Raw genomic sequence first — 20,118 nt, forward strand, 5'->3', positions numbered from 1 at the left:
GCAAGGAGGAAAACAAAGGGTAATGAAAAGAAAAGTCAGAAAAATTCTGGCGTTTGTCATGGCACTGACCCTACTTGTAGGAGCCGGATTCAACATGCAAATGGTAAAAGCTGCAGATGTGCCAAAGCCTGCTTTTCAGGTGACAACGGACAAAACGTCAGTAAAACCAGGGGAGGAACTAAATGTAACTGTAAAACTGAAAAGTGATTCAAACTTATCCAGTTTTATGATAACAATGCCGTACGATACAACATCGTTGGAATGTAAAACAGTTGCACGTGGAGATGTCGAAAATAACGGTGGCATCATGGAAACAGCAGATGTGGATGGTAAAATCAGAGCAGGATACATGGGAACAAGAGGAATCGAGAAAGAAGCTACGATTTTTACTGTTACATTTAAGGTAAAATCGGATTATAAAAATTCGACTTTAAATTTTGTGCCTGAATTTTCAGATTTTGTATTCGGATATGGTGATGATGAAGTAGAGATTGACAATCCAACTGAAAGTCAGGTAAGTGTAAATAAACTGACAGTAAATGTTACGGTTGATTTGGACAGTATTTCTTTAAACAAGACAGAATTGAATTTGGAAAAGGGTGTTTCTGAAACATTAAAAGTAACATATAATCCGGAAGCAGCAGGAAAAGGAAAGACAGTGACATGGTCCTCATCAGATGCAAAAGTTGCTACGGTATCAAAAGATGGAAAAGTTACCGCAATGGCTCCGGGAACAGCCAAAATTACGGCCTCTGTTGATGGAAAGACGGCTGTATGTACAGTAAATGTAACTGCTACATTGAAAGGAATTTCTTTAAATAAGTCAGAATTAAACTTAAAGAAAGGACAAAGTGAAAAATTAGTTGTTTCTTATGATCCGGCGGATACAACAGACAAAAAAGATGTTGTATGGGCAAGCAGTGATACATCTGTCGTATCAGTAGCAGCAGATGGTACAGTGAACGCATTAAAAGGGGGAACTGCAGAAATCACTGCAAAGGTTAGTGATAAAACAGCAGTTTGCAAAGTAACTGTAAAGGAAATCCATCTTAATGAAATTTCTCTTAGTAAAGCAGAAACAACGATTGCTAAAGGGGAAACAGAAACATTAAAGGTTATTTACAATCCAGAGGATACAACAGACGACAAAACTGTTATATGGAGCAGCAGTAACCCTGAAATTGCATCTGTGAAAGATGGTGTTGTTACGGCAATCAAAGCGGGAACAACTGAAATTACTGCAAAAGTTGGAGACAAAACAGCGGTTTGTAAGGTTACAGTTAATATTCCGCTCGAAAGTATTACGATTTCACCTTCGGAAATGAGACTGGAATCTGGTGAGACGAAATCATTTAAGGTTACATATAATCCAGAAGATACAACGGATGATAAGACAATCAGATGGAATGTAGAGGATAATACAATCGCCTCTGTTGATGAAAATGGTAATGTGACTGGATTAAAGGGAGGAGTTACAACTGTATCTGCAACCTCGGCAAACGGTTTGACTGTATCAGCACAAGTAAAAGTTCTGATTCACACAACAGGACTTGAAATGAGTGCAAAGGAGGCAGAAGTCAATAGAGGAGAAGAAATTCAGCTTGGTGTGAATTTTATTCCGGCCAATACAGATGACTCAAAGGACGTAATCTGGTATTCAACCGATCAGGAAGTTGCAGTAGTCAATCAGAATGGCCTTGTAACTGGTAAAAAAGCAGGAACAGCTGTTATTCGAGCTGTCGCAAAAGATGGAGGCTTTACGGCAGAATGTACAGTAACAGTAAAAGAAATTCCTTTGGAAGGGATCAAATTTGAAGAAATGTTCCCTGAGATGCAGGAGGGGGATAGTGTACACCTGTATATAGTATACATTCCGGAAAATACAACAGATGTAAAAGACGTGGAATGGAGCAGCTCAGACGAAAAAGTAGCGACAATCGAAGATGGAATTGTAAAAGCGGTAAAGGCAGGAAAGACAACGATTACAGCAAAGGTTGGAGAATTTGAGATTTCCTATGAGCTGACAGTTATGCCGAAGGAAGAAAACTCATCTGATATGGATAACAACAGTCAGCCTGCAAAACCAGGACAGAACAACAATGACACAAATGGTACAGTTCAGACTAATCAGTCAGTAAAAAAACCGGGAAAACGTCCTGTAAATTCAGCAAGTTCTAAGGCGGTTAAGACAGGAGATACTGCAAATGTAGCAGGATATTTTGGGTTAAGCGTGGCAATGCTTGGAGTTATTGGAGTTTTCATCCGAAAGAGAAAATAAGTGTAAAGAATGAGGAATGAGCAGAAGAGGCTTTTACAGGAAACGCTGTAAAGCCTTTTCTGTTTTTGGAGGAAATTATGAAGGGAAAGTATAAGCAGATAATTAAATCAGGAATGATAGTAGTTCTTATGATTCTGACATGTGGTAGCTTTTCGGTTTCGGCAAAAGAAAATCAAGGGTTCCATTTTGAACAGATCAATATGAATGAAAACGCAGAATCTTATGAGGCGGTATTGACGGATGGGAAAGGAAATTTATGGCAATTATATCCGAATACAAAGAAGCTGGCGGATCATGTTCAGAAATACGGAAGAGAGGGGGATGAAGGAAGCTTTTTCATAGATACAGACGGAGCGCTCTATATGTATGGGAAAAAATGGATGGAGAATGTATCGGAATGTATTTGGAATGGAGAATATACTTATATTTTGAAAAAGGACGGAGTACTTCTGGAAAAAACAGCAGGAGATAACAGTAACTATAGACAGGTTAAGACAGGAATTCGTGAAATAGATACACAACGTTACCTGACGCAAAGCGGAGAGTTGTATTCTTACTATGGAAATATAGAAACAGGAGAAAAAGAGGCAGAAAGGGTAGCAGAACTATCGGATAGTGAATGGATTTCATCGGTCCGCTTTATAGAAGCGGGATATCAGGATGAGGACGGATACTATCATAGTGAGGTATTAGATGGAGAAAAGATCGGTGATCAGCCAATGCGTGTAAAAGAAGTATATGAACCGTCTTCATGGGAAAGTGAAGAACATTACATTTATCTTTTTACAGAAGATGATGAACTATGGAAAGCAAAAGAAGAAAAAACATCAGAGTATCCGTATCGGACTTTTCCAAAAGCGGAACTGGTTTCCAGGCAAGTGGTATCCTGCAACTGGATGGGGGAATTGTTCAGAACCGAAAATGGAAAATATTATACGTTGGACGGATCGGAAATAAAAGCACCATCTGAAGAAAATCCGATTGCGGTAAAAGACCTTGATTTTCAAGGACTGGGCGCCAATCTGCCATCTTATCAGCTGATTGATACAGGCAGCGAAAGTCTGAAAGCAGTAAAAGATGGAATGGAAGTATTGGATCATGTGTCAGATATTTACGTGTTGCTGGATTATTCATATACACTAAATCCGCCATACCGTGTTTACGCATTGGATGAATACAATAAGGTGTGGGAGATTACAGAAAGTCCAAAGCAAATTTTGAATTTAAATGAAAATGCACCTTCCGGGGGCTTCGGAGATATCAACGAGGATGGAAAAATTAATATGAAAGATGCCAGAATTGCGCTGAAAGCGGCAGTTGGGAGTGAGACACTAAATGAAGAACAGCAAAAGCTTGGTGACGTGGACAATGATGGAAAAGTAGGAATGAAAGATGCTCGGCTGATTTTGAAATATGCAGTTGGAAGTATTACAGAATTTTAAAGTAAAAATTATCAAGAAAAGGAGAAGAGAGTATGAGAAAAAGAATGACTTATATTGCAGCAGCGGCAGTTGGGGCAGGAGTACTGTTATCGGCTGGAAGCATGAAACATGGAGAAATGACCGTGCATGCGGCGGAAACACAGAGTGTCCAGGCGGAAAATCCAGAAGGGAGTGTAGAAGACGGACGCCTTATTGAATCCGGACATGATTCTGGAGGGACTGTTCATTTCAAAATATATGAAAATGGTCGAATGTATGTATATGGATACGGAGAAATGGACTATTTAAAAGAATGGATAGGAGAAACTGATATCGGTATAGATGGGGAATCATTGGTAAAAGAAATCATTGTTCAGGACGGAATAACAAAAATCAGTGATTTTGGATGGTTTGAAAATCTAGAAAAAGTTGTATTACCAGAAAGTTTAAAAGAAATTGGAGAAACTACATTTTACGGATGTGAAAAATTAAAGGAAATTTCCTTGCCAAAGAATCTGAAAGAAATTGGTGAAGGAGCTTTTGGAGAATGCATAAGTTTAAGCAAAATTGTTATTCCAGAAGGGATTACAAGTTTAGGAAGAGAAAAAGAAAAGGACAATCCAGCTATGGGAATCTTTCAATATTGTACGAATCTTTCAGAGGTTGTGTTACCAGACAGTTTGGAGATGATAGGAAACAATACTTTTTTAGGGTGTTCAAATTTGAATAATATAGATATGCCTAATTCAATCAAGAAGATTGAAGATGGTGCATTTGCAGAAAGTGGCCTTGAAACAATTAAACTACCAGAGGGCATAACGAAACTTAGTCCACGTACATTTGCAGAATGCAAAAATTTAACACAAGTCTCTTTGCCGGCCAGCTTAAGAGAAATTAAGCATGCAGCATTTTCTAAATGTACAAATTTAAAAAAGATTGTGATTCCAGAAGGTGTAGAGAGACTGGGAGAAGAAGAGAATACGGTAGAGGGAGTCTTTTATCAGTGCAAAAATCTTTCAGATGTTACATTACCGGAAACATTACAATTCATAGGATGTGACGCATTTAGCGAATGTACAAGTTTATCCCAAATAGAGATACCGGATAGCGTTACTTATATCGCTTATGATGCTTTTTCAATAAGTGGGATTGTGGATATAAAATTGTCAAAAAATATTACGGAAATTAATGGTGGAACATTTTATTGGTGTACGAAATTAAAAAAGATTGAAATACCGGAAGGAGTAACCAAAATTGGAAGCAGAGCCTTTTATGCTTCTTCACTGGAAGAGGTAAGCTTACCGGACAGTGTAACAAGTATTGAATTTGGTGCATTTGAATGTAACTTGAAATCTCTTGAACTTCCAAAGGGATTGCAGGAAATTGGAAGAGATGCGTTTGTTGGTAATACGTTGTTAGGAGAAGTAACCATGAATGGGGATGCACCAAAATGTGAAGAAGGCGGTATGTTTGAAAATGGACCATTTAGTGAATGTGCTGAGAATTTAACAATTTATGTTCCGGAAAATGCTAAAGGGTATGATGTAAAACCTTGGACAAATTATAACATTATTTATCAGGAAAGTTATGCATTGGGAGACATCAATAAAGATTCTAAAGTGAATATGAAAGATGCCAGAACTGCACTGAAGGCAGCGGTTGGAAGCGAGACATTAAATGAAGAACAGCAAAAGCTTGGAGACGTGGACAATGATGGAAAAGTAGGAATGAAAGATGCCCGGCTCATTTTGAAATATGCGGTTGGAAGTATCACAGAATTTTAGAGTAACAATTATCAGGAGAAGAGAGTATGAGAAAAAGAAGGATCTATATTGCGGCAGTGGCAGTTGGAGCAGGCGTACTACTGTCGGCTGGCAACATGAATCATAGAGAAATGACGGTACATGCGTCAGAAACGAGTGTACAGGCGGAAAATATGGAAAGAAGCGCAGAGGACGGGCAAGTGATCTCAACCGGGCAGGCAGGAAAAACAGCGCAGTATACACTGTATGAAAACGGGAAAATGTATGTTGTCGGAAGCGGAAGAGCAGAAGGAGCCTATATTGATATAGCAGACCGGGGAAAAACAAAAGAAATCATTTTCCAGAAAGGAATTACGAAAATTGAAGGTTTCGGAGGCTATGAAATAGATGAAAACGGCGAAATTGTTTATTATTGGGCCAATCTGAAGAAAGTTGTATTTCCAGAAGGGATAACAGAAATTGGTACAATTGATGAAAGTTCTTTTGAGAGAGTTTTTGACAGTTGCCCGAATCTGGAAGAAGTTATTTTCCCGGAAGGACTGAAAACAATAGGGGGATATGCATTTCAAAACTGTTGGAAGCTGAACCATATAACACTACCGGAGAGTCTGGAGGCGATTGGGACTTATGCATTTGAAGCATGTCATTTAAAAGAAATTCATATTCCGGAAAACGTACATACAATTGAACAAGGAGCATTTTTGGGAAATGATTTTAAAGAGGTTGTAATACCGGACGGAATTACGGAGATTGGAACGGTTGTATTTGCGTCATGTACAAATTTGGAAAAAGTAACTATTCCGGATAGTGTAACGAGTATTGGATACAGAGCTTTTGCATGGGATGAGAAACTTCAAGAAATTACAATTCCTGAAAGCGTAACTTCATTAGGTTTTGAAACATTCGTTTCGTGCGGATTAAAAGAAATCATATTACCTTCAAATTTAAAGGACATAGGAGTCAGTGGTACTTTTGCAGATAACCGAGAATTAGAAAAGGTTGTATTAAACGGAGATGCACCGGAATGGAAGAGTCTATCTGAAGGAATAGAAATGTATGGAGGAGGTGACGTGATAGGTGATTGTGGACCATTTGATTATTGTTCAGAAAATCTGAAAATTTATGTTCCGAAAAATGCTAAGGGTTATGATGTAGAGCCTTGGACAAAATACGAGATTGTCTATGGAGAAGAATACGCTACAGGTGACATCAACCAGGACGGCAAAATCAATATGAAGGATGCGAGAACCGCATTGAAAGCCGCAGTCGGAAGCGAGGCATTAAGTGACGAGCAGAAAAAGCTTGGAGATGTAGATGCTGATGGCAAAGTGGGGATGAAAGACGCAAGGATGATTTTGAAATATGCGGTTGGAAGTATCGAGGAATTTTAGGCAGAAAAGGGAGACGATATGAAAAAAATAGTAAAAAAAATGACAGTATTCATACTGACCATGGTTGTGGCCGGAATGCTGTGGAGTACAGGGATGCCGCAGACACAGGCGGCAGAAAACACTTCCGTATTTAAAATCAGTATGGACAAAACTAAGATAAAAGCCGGTGATAGTTTTCGGGTAACGCTCGAATTAAAGGAAGGGGCAGATTTATCAAGTTTTATGCTAACGCTTCCGTATGATAACTCCCTGTTAAAATGTAAAAAAATCAAGAATGGGGATCTGGAAGAGAAAGGATTATTGGAATCTGCGGATGTGGACGGAACGATTCGCGCTGGATTTATGGGAACGAAGGGACTTAATGAATCGTCAGAGATTTTCAGTGTTCAATTTCAGGTCATGGATAATGCAAATGTAGCAGACCTCAAATTTACACCGCAATTTTCAGATTTTGTATTTGGATATGGAGAGAACGAAAAGGAGATAGACAATCCATCCTCCAATCAGGTGAAAACAGAAGGAGCATTAACGATTTCTATTATAGAAGAAGGGAACGAGGGGAAAGTAGAAGGCGGCAATTCTTCATCTGAAAATGACAGCATGTCACAGGATAAAAATTCTGATGCAACAGACCAAAGCATGGCAGATAATCATCAGGATACAGACAAACAGAATGAGATAAAAGAAAATTCGAAATCTTCTTCTGCAAAAAACACTGAGGCAAGTGAGAAAGTAAAAACCGGCGATGAATCCCATGTCGTAATTTATGCAGCCATCGGCATAGTTGCACTGATGATAATATTAGGAATGGGAGTAGTGGCTTACAGAAAGAAAAGGCAATAAATAGTGAAAAATCTGAATATGTAAAAGGAGAATATGAGAATGAGGGACAGGAAAAGATGGAAAAAAGTGATTTCCTTATGCTTGGCATCAGCAATGTGTATAACATTAGTTGCCCCGGCATCTGTGCAGGCAGCTGAGGAAAACAGTACATTAACTGTCGAAGAAAGTACACAGGAAAATTCCGAAGAAAAGCAGACTGAAACGGAAGAAAAAGTTGTCGAAACAACAGTGGACGAAAAGGGGAAAATAAAAGAACAAGAAGCAAGTAAACAGACAGAAGAAAAGAATAGTGAAGATACTCAGGAGACAGAAAAGAAGACTGCACTGACCAGTCAAACTGAAGAACCGTCAAAAACAGCAAAGAGTAGATCTGCGGAAGTAACGAGTGGACAGTGTGGAGAAAATGCGTACTGGAACTTTGATAAAACAAGCGGAACATTGACAATCTCTGGAAGCGGAGCGATAGAGGATTATGATACATATTATGATAATGGGGGACCATGGCATAGCGATGAATTGAAATATGCCATAATTGAGGAAGGAATAACAGAAATCGGAGAGTATGCGTTTTACTATTGTGTGAATTTAGAAAAAGTAGAACTACCACAAAGCTTAAGAACGATTGGAAAAGGAAGCTTTTTTAGCTGTTCGTCATTAAATAATGTTAAATTTCCAAATAAAATCACGAATATTGAATATGAAGCTTTTTATGGGTGTTCAGATTTAGAGGCAATTGATTTACCGGAAAGTATTGAAAAGATTAATGAAAGTGTCTTTGGTTCTTGTACATCTCTACAGCAAGTAGCATTACCTTCTGGATTGAAGAATATCAGAGAGGGTGCTTTTAGCGGTTGTTCAGCTTTAAAAAGGATTGATATCCCAAAAGGAATTACAGGCATTGACAATGGAGTTTTTAGTGGGTGTAGCTCACTACAGCAAATCAATTTACCGGAAACACTGACAAGTATAGGAGAATCTAGTTTTTCCGGTTGTGAATCTTTAATAGAAATAAAATTACCAGACAGCCTGACAAGTATTGGAGAAGGAGCATTTTCTGGTGATAGCAGTCTGATGGATATCCAATTGCCACAGAATTTAAAAACGATAAAAAAGGAAGCATTTAGAGATTGCGATGCATTAGTAACTATAGAAATTCCTAAAAGTGTAACATCAATCGGAGAAGGAATTTTTTATAATTGTAGCGCCTTGGAAACAGTCTTATTGCAAGACAATCTGACGGAAATAGCAGAAAACATGTTTGAAGGATGTGCCTCACTGAAAACAATAGAAATTCCAGAATCCGTAACTATTATAAAAGAAAATGCATTTAGAGGAAGCGGGATACAAGAGATTCAGATACCTGGAAATGTAAAAAAAATAGGAAATGAAGCTTTTAGATATTGTTATGATTTGAAAAATGTAAAATTTGATGAAGGGATTACACAAATAGATGAGAGCGCTTTTGATTTTTGTAAATCATTAGAACGGGTAGAATTACCAGAAACACTTACATATTTAGGCGACACTGTATTTTATGATTGTAATAAACTGAAAAAAATTGTAATACGAGAGAAAGTCTCACATATTGGGGAGAGTGTCTTTGTGCGAAATGATAATATAACCATCTACGGCATTCCGGGTAGTTATGCCGAGACATATGCACAGGAGCATGATATTCGGTTTAAGCCGTTGAGTAGTTTCTATCAGGCGACATTTAAGAATCTGGAAACCGTTGAATTTTGGCAGACCTATTATAAGAATCCATTCCAGGCATTATGTAAAAGTGGAAATTTCCCGCATTATTTATATATGGTTGCAAATGATACAAGTTTCATCGGGAAAGCAGAGCTGGCATCAACAGCTATTTACAATGGTTCAGATGGCGTAAGGGATATGCTTAGCAGTTCCACATCTGTAAAGCAGGCAGAAGAGATTCTGGTTGCGCTTCTGTATGATCAGGAAGAAGAACAGAACGAACTGGCAAATGTCGAGGTCGCACAGGAATGGGGAAGCGTCCTTTCGAGGTCATATGAACAGATAGCGATAGCAGAAGGCTCAAAAGGAAGTCTTGATAACTATGGGCTGATTCAAGAGTATTTCGATTCCAATGAATTTGCAGATACTATGAAGAAATCAGGATATGAAGGAGTGAAGAAAGAACTGTTAAAAAAGCTTCCAGCTTCCTCTAAGAATGCTGTTGGGGATATGCTTGATAAGCTGGAAACAAGTGATATACTGGCGGATTCCCTTGATATTATTGATGTCGGAACAAAAATTATTGATCTTCAACAGATGACTCTGGATAACATTTATCAGTATAATCTAATGGTACAGTTAGATCAGAATTATCAGGATATCCTGAAATATTTATCTGAATCTTGTATTTATGATGTTGTGAAACAGGCAGCGGGAAAATTGTATAAATTAGCAAATTCGAATCTGGAAGAAGCTCAGGAACAGTTATTTCAAGAATCAGCGATTGAAGCAGGTGTATGGCTTGGAGAAGAAGGCTATAATAAATTAGTAGATTCGGTATGGTTTCTGAAATTGTTTAAGCTTTCAAAAGATGCTGCGGTTACATTTTGTAATACATTTTTCCATACTGGAGAAACGATTGAACGGAAAAATGCAATGCGCTCCATGACATACATCGGAATGGCAATGTCTCAATATGTTCTTGACAATTTGGCGACTATGCAGAATTTGAAAGGTGAAAATCGTTTGGACGAAGCAGAAGAATACGCGAAAAAGGTAGTTGTTAGTACAAGGACACTTTGGAAAGCGCGTGTTGAGGGAGAAAAATGTTGTCAGGAGATTACGTCCGCATTTATGCCGGGAGAGGCAAAAGTATATGAATGCTCTAAGCGAGAAACAGTAATGTTAACCGGTTTGCAAGAACTGCTGTTTAATCCGGCAAAAGTATATAAAGAATATTGGGGAGTGACTGCTTCTTTTGCATGTCCGGTCGATGTTGAAGTATACGATTCAAACAAGAAATTGGTACTGACTTTGGAAGATGGAAAAGAAGCAGATGGAAAAATGGAAGGTCTGTGGTATGAGACGTATTATAATCCAATTACGAAGGACTATGGAAAAATCCTTTATACAGACGGAAGCAAGAACTATAGTTTCAAATGTATCGGACAGGATGCAGGCAATGTAAATGCATTTTTCGATACACTGACAGAAGATGGGAAAGTGACAACACAGAAATTTAACCAAATCGCTGTTTCTAAAGGCGATGTGATTACAGTTCCAACAGTTACAAATAGTGATTCTATATCTTATACCGTTACAAAGAAAGATGGAACGGTCACAAACAGTCAGACAGCACTGGAGTCGCTGGAAAACGGATACTATAAAGCAGTAGAAGGAATTGCCCTTGCGGAAACGGTAAAAACGCAGATGAAAACAGGAGAAGAGCAAATTCTGTCTGTTGTATATACGCCGCAGGATGCGACCATACAGGAAGTGGACTGGACAAGTTCGGATGAAAAAGTTTTGACTGTAAGTGGAAGCGGACTGTTAAAGGCAGTAGGAGCAGGGAAAGCAACGGTGACAGCAGTATCCAGAGATGGGCAGAAAGAAGCTTCTGTTCAGATTACAGTGACTAAAAACGAAGAGACATCAGGAATTTTAGGTGATGTGGACGAAGACGGAAAAATCGGCATGAAGGATGCGCGTCTTGTCTTAAAGGCAGCCGTTGGCAGCGAAAAGTTAACGGATGTGCAGAAAAAGGCTGCAGACGTGGATAAGGACGGGAAGGTCGGCATGAAAGATGCAAGACTGATACTGAAATATGCAGTCGGAAGCATTCGTGAATTTAAGAAAAGTCTATAGAAAAAATAATACAAAAAATGTTTACAATATAGGGAGATGGCAAACGCAAGTTGCTGTCTCCCTATATGTAATGATCCTATTCTTTATATGATTTGAGAAAAATTTTATCTTTCTTTTCCTTGCAACTTTTGACTTTTCATGCTATTCTTTGCTCATCGGAAAAGTACTCTGCTTTTTCATTTTCAAGGCGTTCGCCGTTTTATCCAAGTATTTGACAAGGGAATTATGAGGGCAGCTTTCTGTCTGGAAAATATGTTTTCTTTGGGACGTCTCTTTTCTGGTACCCGGAAATATGGTAGACTACAAGAAACAGAAACAGTTTTCTTATGTCAGAGGCATTGCCGTCACAGAAAGGAGACTGTTTATGGAACGAAACAAAATGGCAAATCGAACTACCGCTGCAATTTCAGAAGAAGAATTTATTATGAAGCCTTACATCGACTGGTGTTTCAAAGAACTGATGCGGAATCCGAATACAAGGAGAGGCTTCATCGCTGAATTGTTGGAGCTTTCACCTGAGCAGATCGGGAATACTATTATTCTGGAAAATGAACTTCCCAAACGGTCGGAGGAGGAAAAGAAGGGAGTGCTGGATGTTCATGTTCTTCTGGAAAACGGCACTCAGCTTGATATTGAGATGCAGGTTGTATATATGGAATACTGGGACGACAGGAGTCTGTTTTATCTGTGCAAGATGTTTTCCAGCCAGCTTTGCAAAGGTGAGGAATATGATCGGCTTCAGAAATGTGTACATGTCAGTGTTTTGAATTTCACCTACTATAAGAAGGATGACATCTGCTACCGTAAGGCACAGGTTTATGATAAAGCGACCGGAGAACTGTACAGCGATAAGCTGGAACTTCAGATTCTGGAACTTCCCAAGATTCCAGAGGAGTATCACCATCCAGATGGCATCATTGCATGGATGAAATTCTTCCGCGGCGGTAAAAAGGAGGATTTAAAAGAGATGGCAAAGGGAAATACCTATCTGGAAGAAGCATATGAAGATCTGATGGAAATGAGCCAGGATGAAGAGAAACGCCGAGCATATGAGGCAAGGGAACGTGCACTTCGCGATCAGCTGTCTCTGCAAAGACAGGCTGAACGGGCTTTTCAGCGGATGACAAATGCACAGGAAAAGCTGGAAGAGATTCAGGGGAAACTGGATGAGACGCAGGGGAAGCTGGATGAGACGCAGGGGAAGCTGGATGAGACGCAGGGGAAGCTGGATGAGACGCAGGGGAAGCTGAATGAGACACAGGGAAAGCTGGATGTAGCTCAGGATAATCTGGCTGATATGCAGGAGCGTTTTTCGGAAAGTCAAAAGCAGCTTGAGAAAGCCAGGGCCGAAAAAGATGCCGCACATGATCAGGGGAGGAAAGATGCCGTGATAGAGTTATATCAGAAAGGTTTTCTGAATCTGGAGCAGGCGGCATCCGAATATGGGATATCGATCGAAGATTTTCGAAAACTACTGGTTTAACAGATGAATGATCATCTCGGCAATGTTTTATCGTAAAGAAAGGATGGTATTCGTCGGATGAGCTACAAAATTCTTCTGGTGGATGATGACCAGGATCTGGTAGAGATGCTGTGCCGGTATTTCCGGCTGAAGGGATATGAAATGCTGACAGCGGTCAATGGGCTGGAAGCGGTAAAGAAGTCTGGAGAAGGCCCGGATCTCATTCTTCTGGATATCAATATGCCGGGAATGGACGGCCTGGAGGTGTGCCGGAGAATCCGGGATCAGGTGTCCTGTCCGATTTTATTTCTGACCGCACGGGTCGAAGAGCAGGATCGTGTGAACGGGCTGATGATGGGCGGAGATGATTATATTGTAAAACCGTTCAGCCTGAAGGAACTGGAGGCGAGAGTGCTGGCTCATCTGCGGCGGGAGGAACGGCATCAACAGAAGACGCAGTACCGATTTGGAAACGGAATGATGGTGGACTATACAGCAAAGACAGCCTCCTTTGACGGGCAGGTGCTGGATCTGACGAAAGACGACGCTGATGCGGGTACTGACGACGGTTCTGACTCCGTCCGATGGTGAGGTGTATCTGGACGGAATCCGGTACGGGACTGGAAAGGACGAAGTCATCAGGCAGAAAATCGGGTATCTGCCGCAGGAGCTCAACCTCTATCCGGGGCTTTCCGTGCAGGACTGCCTGGAATATCTGGGAGAACTTTCCGGTATCCCGAAGGAGGAATGTAAAAAGCGTATCCGCTATTATCTGGAAAAGACAGGGCTTACGAATCACCGGAAAAAGAAAATGCGTCAGCTTTCCGGAGGAATGAAGCGAAGAGTCGGACTCATTCAGGCACTTCTGAATGAACCGGAATTTCTGATTGTGGACGAACCGACAACGGGGCTTGATCCGGAAGAGCGGGTGCGTATCCGTAACCTTCTGGTGGATTTTTCGGAGGGGCGGACCGTTTTGTTTTCCACTCATGTGGTGGAGGACATCGCGGCTACGTGCAGCAAGCTTGCGGTGATGCGGAAAGGTTCATTCCTCTATACAGGTACGGTACAGGCGCTCCTTTCCCGGGCAAAAGGAAAGATCTGGACAGCAAATGTAGCAGACGACACAGAAGCAAAAAGACTGGAAAAGCAGTACCGTACGACTTCCAAGCAGTACACGGAAGAAGGAATGACGGTGAAAATTATCAGCGATGTGAAACCGGATATTGACTGTACACAGCCGAAGATCACACTGGAAGATGCATATCTGTATTTGATGATGGAAAAGAAGAAGCAATGATCCGGCTTGTGAAATTGCGGAGAAACAGGTATACTGTAGGTAGAAGGAAGAGGATGACCGGAAGGGGGAAGGCGTATGAAAAGACGAATGAAGCGATTACTGGCACTTGGCATAGGAATCCTGATGATTGGAGTGAGCGCCTGTGGCTCCAGGACACCTGCAGATACCGGCGAAGAGCCAAAGACAGAGCAGACTGATCAGGGATCATCCACAAAGGAACAGGAAGAACCGGACGAGACGGATAACGGGGAAACGGAAGAGCAGGAGAAAGAACCGGAGACGGAAGATCCTGAGAATTCAGAGACGGAAAATAACAAGGTGGATCCGGGACAGCCGGAAAACACAGGAACACAGCCGGCGGATCAGAATACGGAAGTAGATGAGGAAGCATTTGGCGAGATGATCCAGTCCCTTTCCCAGTACGAGGAAGGAACAGCAGGAGCAAGTTTGAAGAGGCTGAAAGCAGCTTTCGGTGTGTTGAATTTCTCAGAGCAGTATGAGAGCAGCCAGAAAGAATCATTTACTCAGAAGCTTCAGGCTTATTTGACAGAGAGCGAAGCGATGAGTGCGGAAGATATGAAGCTGAAACTGGAAGGAGTGGATCCGACAGTACAGCAGGTCTTTACAGAGGGAATTGCCTCCATGCAGGATCAGCTCTCGGATGCGGGAAATCCGAACCGTTATGATACCTATACACAGGAAAAGTATCAGAATGTGGTCAAAGCTATGGAAGAAGTGCTGAATGAAAAATAATAATCGGTGACGAAAAAATCCCGGAGAACGATGTGAAATCACATGTGTCTCCGGGATTTTATTTTTTACTATATATTTTACTCCTGTTATACGGTGTGGAATCCGCGTCCGATAATCTCGCTGGTGTTGGAGATCAGGATAAATGCGCCCGGCTCGGTTTCCTTGATGAAGTTACGGAGCCGCACTGCCTGCGGGCGGTTCAATGCTGTCAGAACAATGTATTTCTTCTGTCCGGAGAAGACACCCTGAGCGGAGTAGACAGTAGCCCCCCGGTGCAGATCCCGGATAATGAAGTTACAGATCGGCTCGGGACTGTCGCAGACAACATTGAAACATTTGGAAAGATTGAAACTTTCGATAAAGTTGTCTGTAATGAGTGACCGAAGAACAAGTCCGAGAATCGAAAACAGACCTGTCTCCATGCCAAATACAAATACGCCTGCCACAGCGATTGCCACATCGGAGATCATCAGGACACGTCCGATGTCGTAACCGGTATATTTTTTCAGTATCATCGCCACGATGTCGGTTCCGCCGCTGGATGCGCCCATATTAAAGAGAACTGCCGATCCGAAAGCGGGAACAGCGATGGCAAAAATCAGTTCCAGGACAGGCTGGTTGGTAAGTGGTCCGTCCATCGGGTAAACACGCTCCAGGATAGACAGGAGAAAGGAAAGAAGCATGCTGCAGTAAAATGTTTTTGCTCCAAAGCTTTTTCCCATGATCAGGAATCCCAGAACCAGAAGGACAATGTTGCAGACAAAGTTAAAATCACTGCTGCTGATGGTTCCGGTCTTGGCGACAAGGACCGCAAGACCTGTAATACCGCCGAATGCAAAATTATTTGCAAATTTGAAAAAATAAATACCGCATGCCATGATGGCAGTGGCGGCCGTCATGACCACAAAATCCCGGATTTTGGATTTGGGTTTGATTTTGGATGATGGTTTTGGGATAGAATACTTCATATCCACATGATGTTGACCGTTCATTTTTTCTTCCTCGTTTTCTTTCGTTTTATGAAGAATTTATCTCCAAAATTGTAACCCTCCGGAAAGAAAAAGTCAACGATCCTGAAAGGAAAAGTAAAGGAAATAATATGTAAAGCTTTCTGACGGGTATGCCGGATTTTTTTTTGGGAGATACTATGCCTGGAAGGAGGAAAAAACAATGCATCACTGCAACGCAATTCGAGATATATACGCAAGAGAAATCCTCGATTCCAGGGGAAACCCGACGATTGAGACACAGGTACTTCTGGCGGACGGCACGATCGGAACGGCAAGTGTCCCGTCGGGAGCTTCCACCGGGAGATATGAGGCGAAAGAACTTCGGGATAAGGAAAAGCAGGACCGCTACTGCGGCCGTGGCGTGGAGAGGGCTGTGAATCATGTCAATGACCGGATCGCAAGAGAAGTCATTGGAGTCAATGCGCTGGAACAGACTGAACTTGACCATCTGCTGATCCGGCTTGACGGAACGGAAGATAAGAGCAATCTTGGTGCCAATGCCATCCTGAGTGTGTCCATGGCAGCAGCAAGAGCGGCGGCGATGAGTCTGCATCTGCCGCTTTACCGCTATCTTGGCGGTGTGCATACCAGACGGATGCCGGTGCCGATGATGAATGTTCTGAACGGCGGAAGACACGCGGACAATATCATTGACTTTCAGGAATTTATGATCATGCCGGCAGGGGCCTGCTGCTTCCGGGAAGGACTTCGGATGTGCACAGAAGTCTATCATATGATTAAGGCGCTTCTGAAGGGAAGAGGATATCATACCGGAGTGGGCGATGAAGGAGGATTTGCCCCGGACCTTCCGGATACCGGGAGTGTCTGTGACATTCTGATGGAGGCCATTGAGACGGCAGGATACCGGGCAGGAAAAGACATTGTACTCTGTCTGGATGCGGCAGCCTCGGAAATTTATGACAGAGATTTCGGGAAATATGTGTTTGTGGGAGAAAGCAAAGGAAAAGAGAAAAAGGTAGTTCGCACCGCGGAAGAACTCATTGACTACTATGCAGAACTAATCGAAAAATATCCGATTGTATCTATTGAGGACGGTCTGGAAGAAGAGGATTTTCCGGGATGGGAACTGATGAATACAAGACTCGGGCTTCAGACACAGCTGGTAGGTGATGACCTCTTCGTGACCAGTACAAAAAGGCTGAAACGAGGGATTGACTGCCGGGCAGCAAATGCGGTTCTGGTAAAGATCAATCAGATCGGTACACTCACAGAAGCCTTTGATACCATCCGGATGGCCCGGGAGTACGGGTATCGATCCATTGTTTCCCATCGCTCCGGTGAGACGGCGGATACAACGATTGCTGACATTGCGGTGGCTTTTGGAACCGGGCAGATCAAGACCGGGGCTCCATGCCGATCAGAACGGGTGGAAAAATACAACCGCCTTTTGAAAATAGAAGAAGAACTTGGAGATACTGCCATCTACAAGAATCCATTTTCCTGATCAGGAAGATCTCGAAAAGAAAATAAGGGGCTGAAAAGAAGCGAAAAACTGCTTGCGCAAACCGGAAGGATATGGTAGTATTATATATGGTTTATGCGCAGGAGGTGTAGAAGTTGGAAATTTTGAAAATCGTGATCACAATTTTATTTGTAATAGACTGTATTGCTCTTTCAGCAGTTGTATTAATGCAGGAAGGAAAATCAGCCGGTCTGGGAACGATTGCCGGTATGGCGGATACCTACTGGGGACAGAACAGAGGACGTTCCATTGAGGGAACTCTCGTGAAAGTCACAAAGATCCTTGCCGCACTGTTTCTTATCCTTGCTGCAGTATTGAATTTAAAAGTATTTGCTTAATGAAAGAAGATGCAGAACACTCTATTTCAAAAGATAGAGTGTTCTTTTTTTACCATATCAGATAGAATAGAAGGGAGTATGTGAGGTACAGATAATGGAAAGACAATATGAGAAAAGAAAGAAAATGGTATACCAGTTCATCTGTGACGATTTCTATGTCCCGATGAAGATGAAAGAAATGGCCTCCGTCCTTCAGGTGAAAAAGGAAGAGAGGCAGGAGTTAAAAGAAATTCTGGATGCTCTGGAATCCGAAGGAAAGATCCACAAGACCCAGAAAGGAAACTATGTAAAAGGTCAGGGGAACAGGCTGACCGGAATCTATCAGGCCCATGCCAGAGGATTTGGTTTCGTATCCATCGAGGGATCGGATGACGATGTTTTTATCCCGGAAGAGGAATCCGGCGGTGCCCTGCAGGGAGACGAAGTGGAAATCCAGATCACAAGAGGTGCAGGACCAAAGACAGGACAGCGGCAGGAAGGGAAAGTCATCAAGATCCTGAAACGCGGGATGTCCCGGATCGTCGGCTATTATCAGAAAAATAAATCATTCGGATTTGTTCTTCCGGATAATCAGAAGTTTTTACAGGATGTGTTTGTGCCTGAGGAAAAATCAAAAGGAGCGGTGACCGGACACAAGGTCGTTGTAAAGCTCACTTCCTACGGCGGAGACGGGAAAAAGCCGGAAGGTGAAGTCGTGGAGATTCTCGGACATGTTAACGATCCGGGAACCGATGTGCTGAGCATCGCCATGTCCTACGAACTTCCGATTGAATTTCCGGAGAAGGTAATGAACCAGGCGGAGCGTGTGGCAAAGCCTGTCAGCGAAGCAGACCGCTTTGGAAGAAGAGATCTGAGGGATGTCCGGATGGTGACGATCGACGGCGAGGACGCCAAGGATCTGGACGACGCGGTTTCCCTGGAAGTACGGGACGGAAGTTTTTTTCTGGGCGTTCACATCGCGGATGTGACCAATTATGTGCAGGAAAACAGTGCCCTGGACCGGGAAGCAAAAAAACGCGGGACAAGCGTTTATCTGGCGGATCGTGTGATTCCAATGCTTCCGCACACCCTTTCCAACGGAATCTGTTCCCTAAACGCGGGAGAGGACCGGCTGGCGCTGAGCTGCCTGATGAAGATTGATGAAAACGGTACGATCGTGGACCATGAGATCTGCGAGAGCGTGATACGGGTTGACCGCCGTATGACATATACAGCGGTGAAACAGATTCTGGAAGACGAAGATGAAGAACAGTGCCGGAAATATGAGGAATTCATTCCGATGTTTCGGGAGATGGCAAGGCTTTCCTCCATTTTGAGAGAAAAGCGCCACAGACGGGGGGCGGTGGACTTTGATTTCCCGGAAACGAAGGTGATTCTGGATGAGCAGGGACGCCCGGTCGAGTTGAAAGCGTATGAGAGAAATACGGCGACAAAGCTGATCGAAGATTTCATGCTTGCGGCCAACGAGACAGTGGCGGAAGATTTCTTCTGGAGAGAGATTCCGTTTGTCTACCGGATTCATGAAGCGCCGGATGAGGAGAAGATCCGCAAACTTGCGATTTTCCTCCACAATTTCGGCTATACGATGCATATCGGCAATCATGAAGTGCATCCAAAAGAGATCCAGAAGCTCCTTGCCAAAGTAGAAGGGAAGCCGGAGGAGCCGATGATTGCAAGACTGGCACTTCGCTCGATGAAACAGGCAAAATATACGCCGGAAAATGAAGGACATTTTGGACTTGCGGCATCCTGCTATACTCATTTCACTTCCCCGATCCGGCGTTATCCGGACCTTCAGATCCACAGGATCATCAAGGAGACGCTTCGCGGCCGGATGGATGAAGAGCGGATCCGGCATTATCAGTCGATTCTCGAGGAAGTGACAAAGCACGCAAGCGAGACCGAACGCCGGGCAGAAGAGGCTGAGCGGGAGACGGTCAAACTGAAAAAAGTACAGTATATGAAAAATTTCATCGGTGAAGAGTACGAAGGTGTGATCTCCGGTATCACCAAGTGGGGCATGTATGTGGAACTTCCAAATACCATCGAGGGACTGATCCATGTAGTGAATATGACGGATGATCATTATGAGTATATCGAAGACCGCTACGAGATGCAGGGCATCCACACCGGAAAGACTTACCGGCTTGGACAGAAAGTATGCGTCCGTGTCATGGCGGCAAACGAGCTTCAAAGGACAATCGACTTTGAGCTTGGAAAGGAAGGGGACTAGGAG

At 42.6% G+C, this 20,118-nt stretch carries 13 protein-coding genes and 1 pseudogene; 13 read left to right on the forward strand and 1 reads right to left on the reverse strand.

Translation table 11 applies throughout. The annotated features are described in order from the left end of the window. Positions 1 to 22: 22 nt before the first annotated feature. From B5G11_RS05520 to B5G11_RS05565, 10 genes and pseudogenes are all read left to right on the forward strand, one after another. Positions 23 to 2,278: an Ig-like domain-containing protein gene (locus tag B5G11_RS05520; protein ID WP_087252464.1), complete on the forward strand. Its 2,256-nt coding sequence runs from the start codon at positions 23 to 25 to the stop codon at positions 2,276 to 2,278. Positions 2,279 to 2,355: 77 nt separating this feature from the next. Next, the gene (locus B5G11_RS05525) at positions 2,356 to 3,720 is read left to right on the forward strand and encodes a dockerin type I repeat-containing protein (protein WP_087252465.1); all 1,365 of its coding nucleotides are present in this window, start codon (positions 2,356 to 2,358) and stop codon (positions 3,718 to 3,720) included. A 32-nt stretch (positions 3,721 to 3,752) separates the two neighbouring features. Further along, positions 3,753 to 5,483: a leucine-rich repeat protein gene (locus B5G11_RS05530; RefSeq protein ID WP_087252466.1), complete on the forward strand. Its 1,731-nt coding sequence runs from the start codon at positions 3,753 to 3,755 to the stop codon at positions 5,481 to 5,483. A 239-nt stretch (positions 5,484 to 5,722) separates the two neighbouring features. Next, the gene (locus tag B5G11_RS05535) at positions 5,723 to 6,853 is read left to right on the forward strand and encodes a leucine-rich repeat protein (RefSeq protein WP_158099218.1); all 1,131 of its coding nucleotides are present in this window, start codon (positions 5,723 to 5,725) and stop codon (positions 6,851 to 6,853) included. An 18-nt stretch (positions 6,854 to 6,871) separates the two neighbouring features. Beyond that, positions 6,872 to 7,696: a cohesin domain-containing protein gene (locus tag B5G11_RS05540; RefSeq protein WP_087252468.1), complete on the forward strand. Its 825-nt coding sequence runs from the start codon at positions 6,872 to 6,874 to the stop codon at positions 7,694 to 7,696. 39 nt (positions 7,697 to 7,735) lie between these two features. Beyond that, the gene (locus B5G11_RS05545; RefSeq protein ID WP_158099219.1) at positions 7,736 to 11,536 is read left to right on the forward strand and encodes a leucine-rich repeat protein; all 3,801 of its coding nucleotides are present in this window, start codon (positions 7,736 to 7,738) and stop codon (positions 11,534 to 11,536) included. Positions 11,537 to 11,900: 364 nt separating this feature from the next. Beyond that, positions 11,901 to 13,019, forward strand: a complete 1,119-nt coding sequence (locus tag B5G11_RS05550; RefSeq protein WP_158099220.1) for an Rpn family recombination-promoting nuclease/putative transposase — start codon at positions 11,901 to 11,903, stop codon at positions 13,017 to 13,019. A gap of 57 nt (positions 13,020 to 13,076) precedes the next feature. Continuing rightward, positions 13,077 to 13,493: pseudogene (locus tag B5G11_RS05555) on the forward strand (response regulator transcription factor); the annotation flags it as partial. A 55-nt stretch (positions 13,494 to 13,548) separates the two neighbouring features. Continuing rightward, the gene (locus B5G11_RS05560; protein WP_087252472.1) at positions 13,549 to 14,298 is read left to right on the forward strand and encodes an ATP-binding cassette domain-containing protein; all 750 of its coding nucleotides are present in this window, start codon (positions 13,549 to 13,551) and stop codon (positions 14,296 to 14,298) included. A 75-nt stretch (positions 14,299 to 14,373) separates the two neighbouring features. After that, a complete protein-coding gene (locus B5G11_RS05565; protein WP_087168081.1) occupies positions 14,374 to 15,051 on the forward strand; it encodes a hypothetical protein in 678 nt (225 codons plus the stop codon). 86 nt (positions 15,052 to 15,137) lie between these two features. Here B5G11_RS05565 and B5G11_RS05570 read toward each other — a convergent pair whose 3' ends face one another. After that, a complete protein-coding gene (locus B5G11_RS05570; protein WP_087252512.1) occupies positions 15,138 to 16,019 on the reverse strand; it encodes a YitT family protein in 882 nt (293 codons plus the stop codon). A gap of 202 nt (positions 16,020 to 16,221) precedes the next feature. Here B5G11_RS05570 and eno point away from each other — a divergent pair, with 202 nt between their 5' ends. The 3 genes from eno to rnr all read left to right on the forward strand — a co-directional run bounded on the left by eno (position 16,222) and on the right by rnr (position 20,115). Then, complete coding sequence (gene eno / locus B5G11_RS05575) at positions 16,222 to 17,526, forward strand: phosphopyruvate hydratase (RefSeq protein ID WP_087252473.1); 1,305 nt, start codon at positions 16,222 to 16,224, stop codon at positions 17,524 to 17,526. Positions 17,527 to 17,639: 113 nt separating this feature from the next. Then, a complete protein-coding gene (gene secG, locus B5G11_RS05580; RefSeq protein WP_087168079.1) occupies positions 17,640 to 17,882 on the forward strand; it encodes a preprotein translocase subunit SecG in 243 nt (80 codons plus the stop codon). Positions 17,883 to 17,976: 94 nt separating this feature from the next. Further along, complete coding sequence (rnr, locus tag B5G11_RS05585) at positions 17,977 to 20,115, forward strand: ribonuclease R (protein WP_087252474.1); 2,139 nt, start codon at positions 17,977 to 17,979, stop codon at positions 20,113 to 20,115. Positions 20,116 to 20,118 lie beyond the last annotated feature (3 nt).

The sequence above is a fragment of the Drancourtella sp. An57 genome, from assembly GCF_002161525.1.
GTDB classification, from domain to species: Bacteria; Bacillota; Clostridia; order Lachnospirales; family Lachnospiraceae; genus Sellimonas; species Sellimonas catena.

Coding starts and splice junctions, on each gene's coding strand:
- B5G11_RS05530 (WP_087252466.1), top strand. CDS start 3,753: ATGAGAAAAAGAATGACTTATATTGCAGCAGCGGCAGTTGGGGCAGGA.
- B5G11_RS05545 (WP_158099219.1), top strand. CDS start 7,736: ATGAGGGACAGGAAAAGATGGAAAAAAGTGATTTCCTTATGCTTGGCA.
- B5G11_RS05565 (WP_087168081.1), top strand. CDS start 14,374: ATGAAAAGACGAATGAAGCGATTACTGGCACTTGGCATAGGAATCCTG.
- B5G11_RS05525 (WP_087252465.1), top strand. CDS start 2,356: ATGAAGGGAAAGTATAAGCAGATAATTAAATCAGGAATGATAGTAGTT.
- B5G11_RS05520 (WP_087252464.1), top strand. CDS start 23: ATGAAAAGAAAAGTCAGAAAAATTCTGGCGTTTGTCATGGCACTGACC.
- B5G11_RS05550 (WP_158099220.1), top strand. CDS start 11,901: ATGGAACGAAACAAAATGGCAAATCGAACTACCGCTGCAATTTCAGAA.
- eno (WP_087252473.1), top strand. CDS start 16,222: ATGCATCACTGCAACGCAATTCGAGATATATACGCAAGAGAAATCCTC.
- B5G11_RS05535 (WP_158099218.1), top strand. CDS start 5,723: ATGTATGTTGTCGGAAGCGGAAGAGCAGAAGGAGCCTATATTGATATA.
- B5G11_RS05540 (WP_087252468.1), top strand. CDS start 6,872: ATGAAAAAAATAGTAAAAAAAATGACAGTATTCATACTGACCATGGTT.
- rnr (WP_087252474.1), top strand. CDS start 17,977: ATGGAAAGACAATATGAGAAAAGAAAGAAAATGGTATACCAGTTCATC.
- B5G11_RS05560 (WP_087252472.1), top strand. CDS start 13,549: ATGCGGGTACTGACGACGGTTCTGACTCCGTCCGATGGTGAGGTGTAT.
- B5G11_RS05570 (WP_087252512.1), bottom strand. CDS start 16,019: ATGAAGTATTCTATCCCAAAACCATCATCCAAAATCAAACCCAAATCC.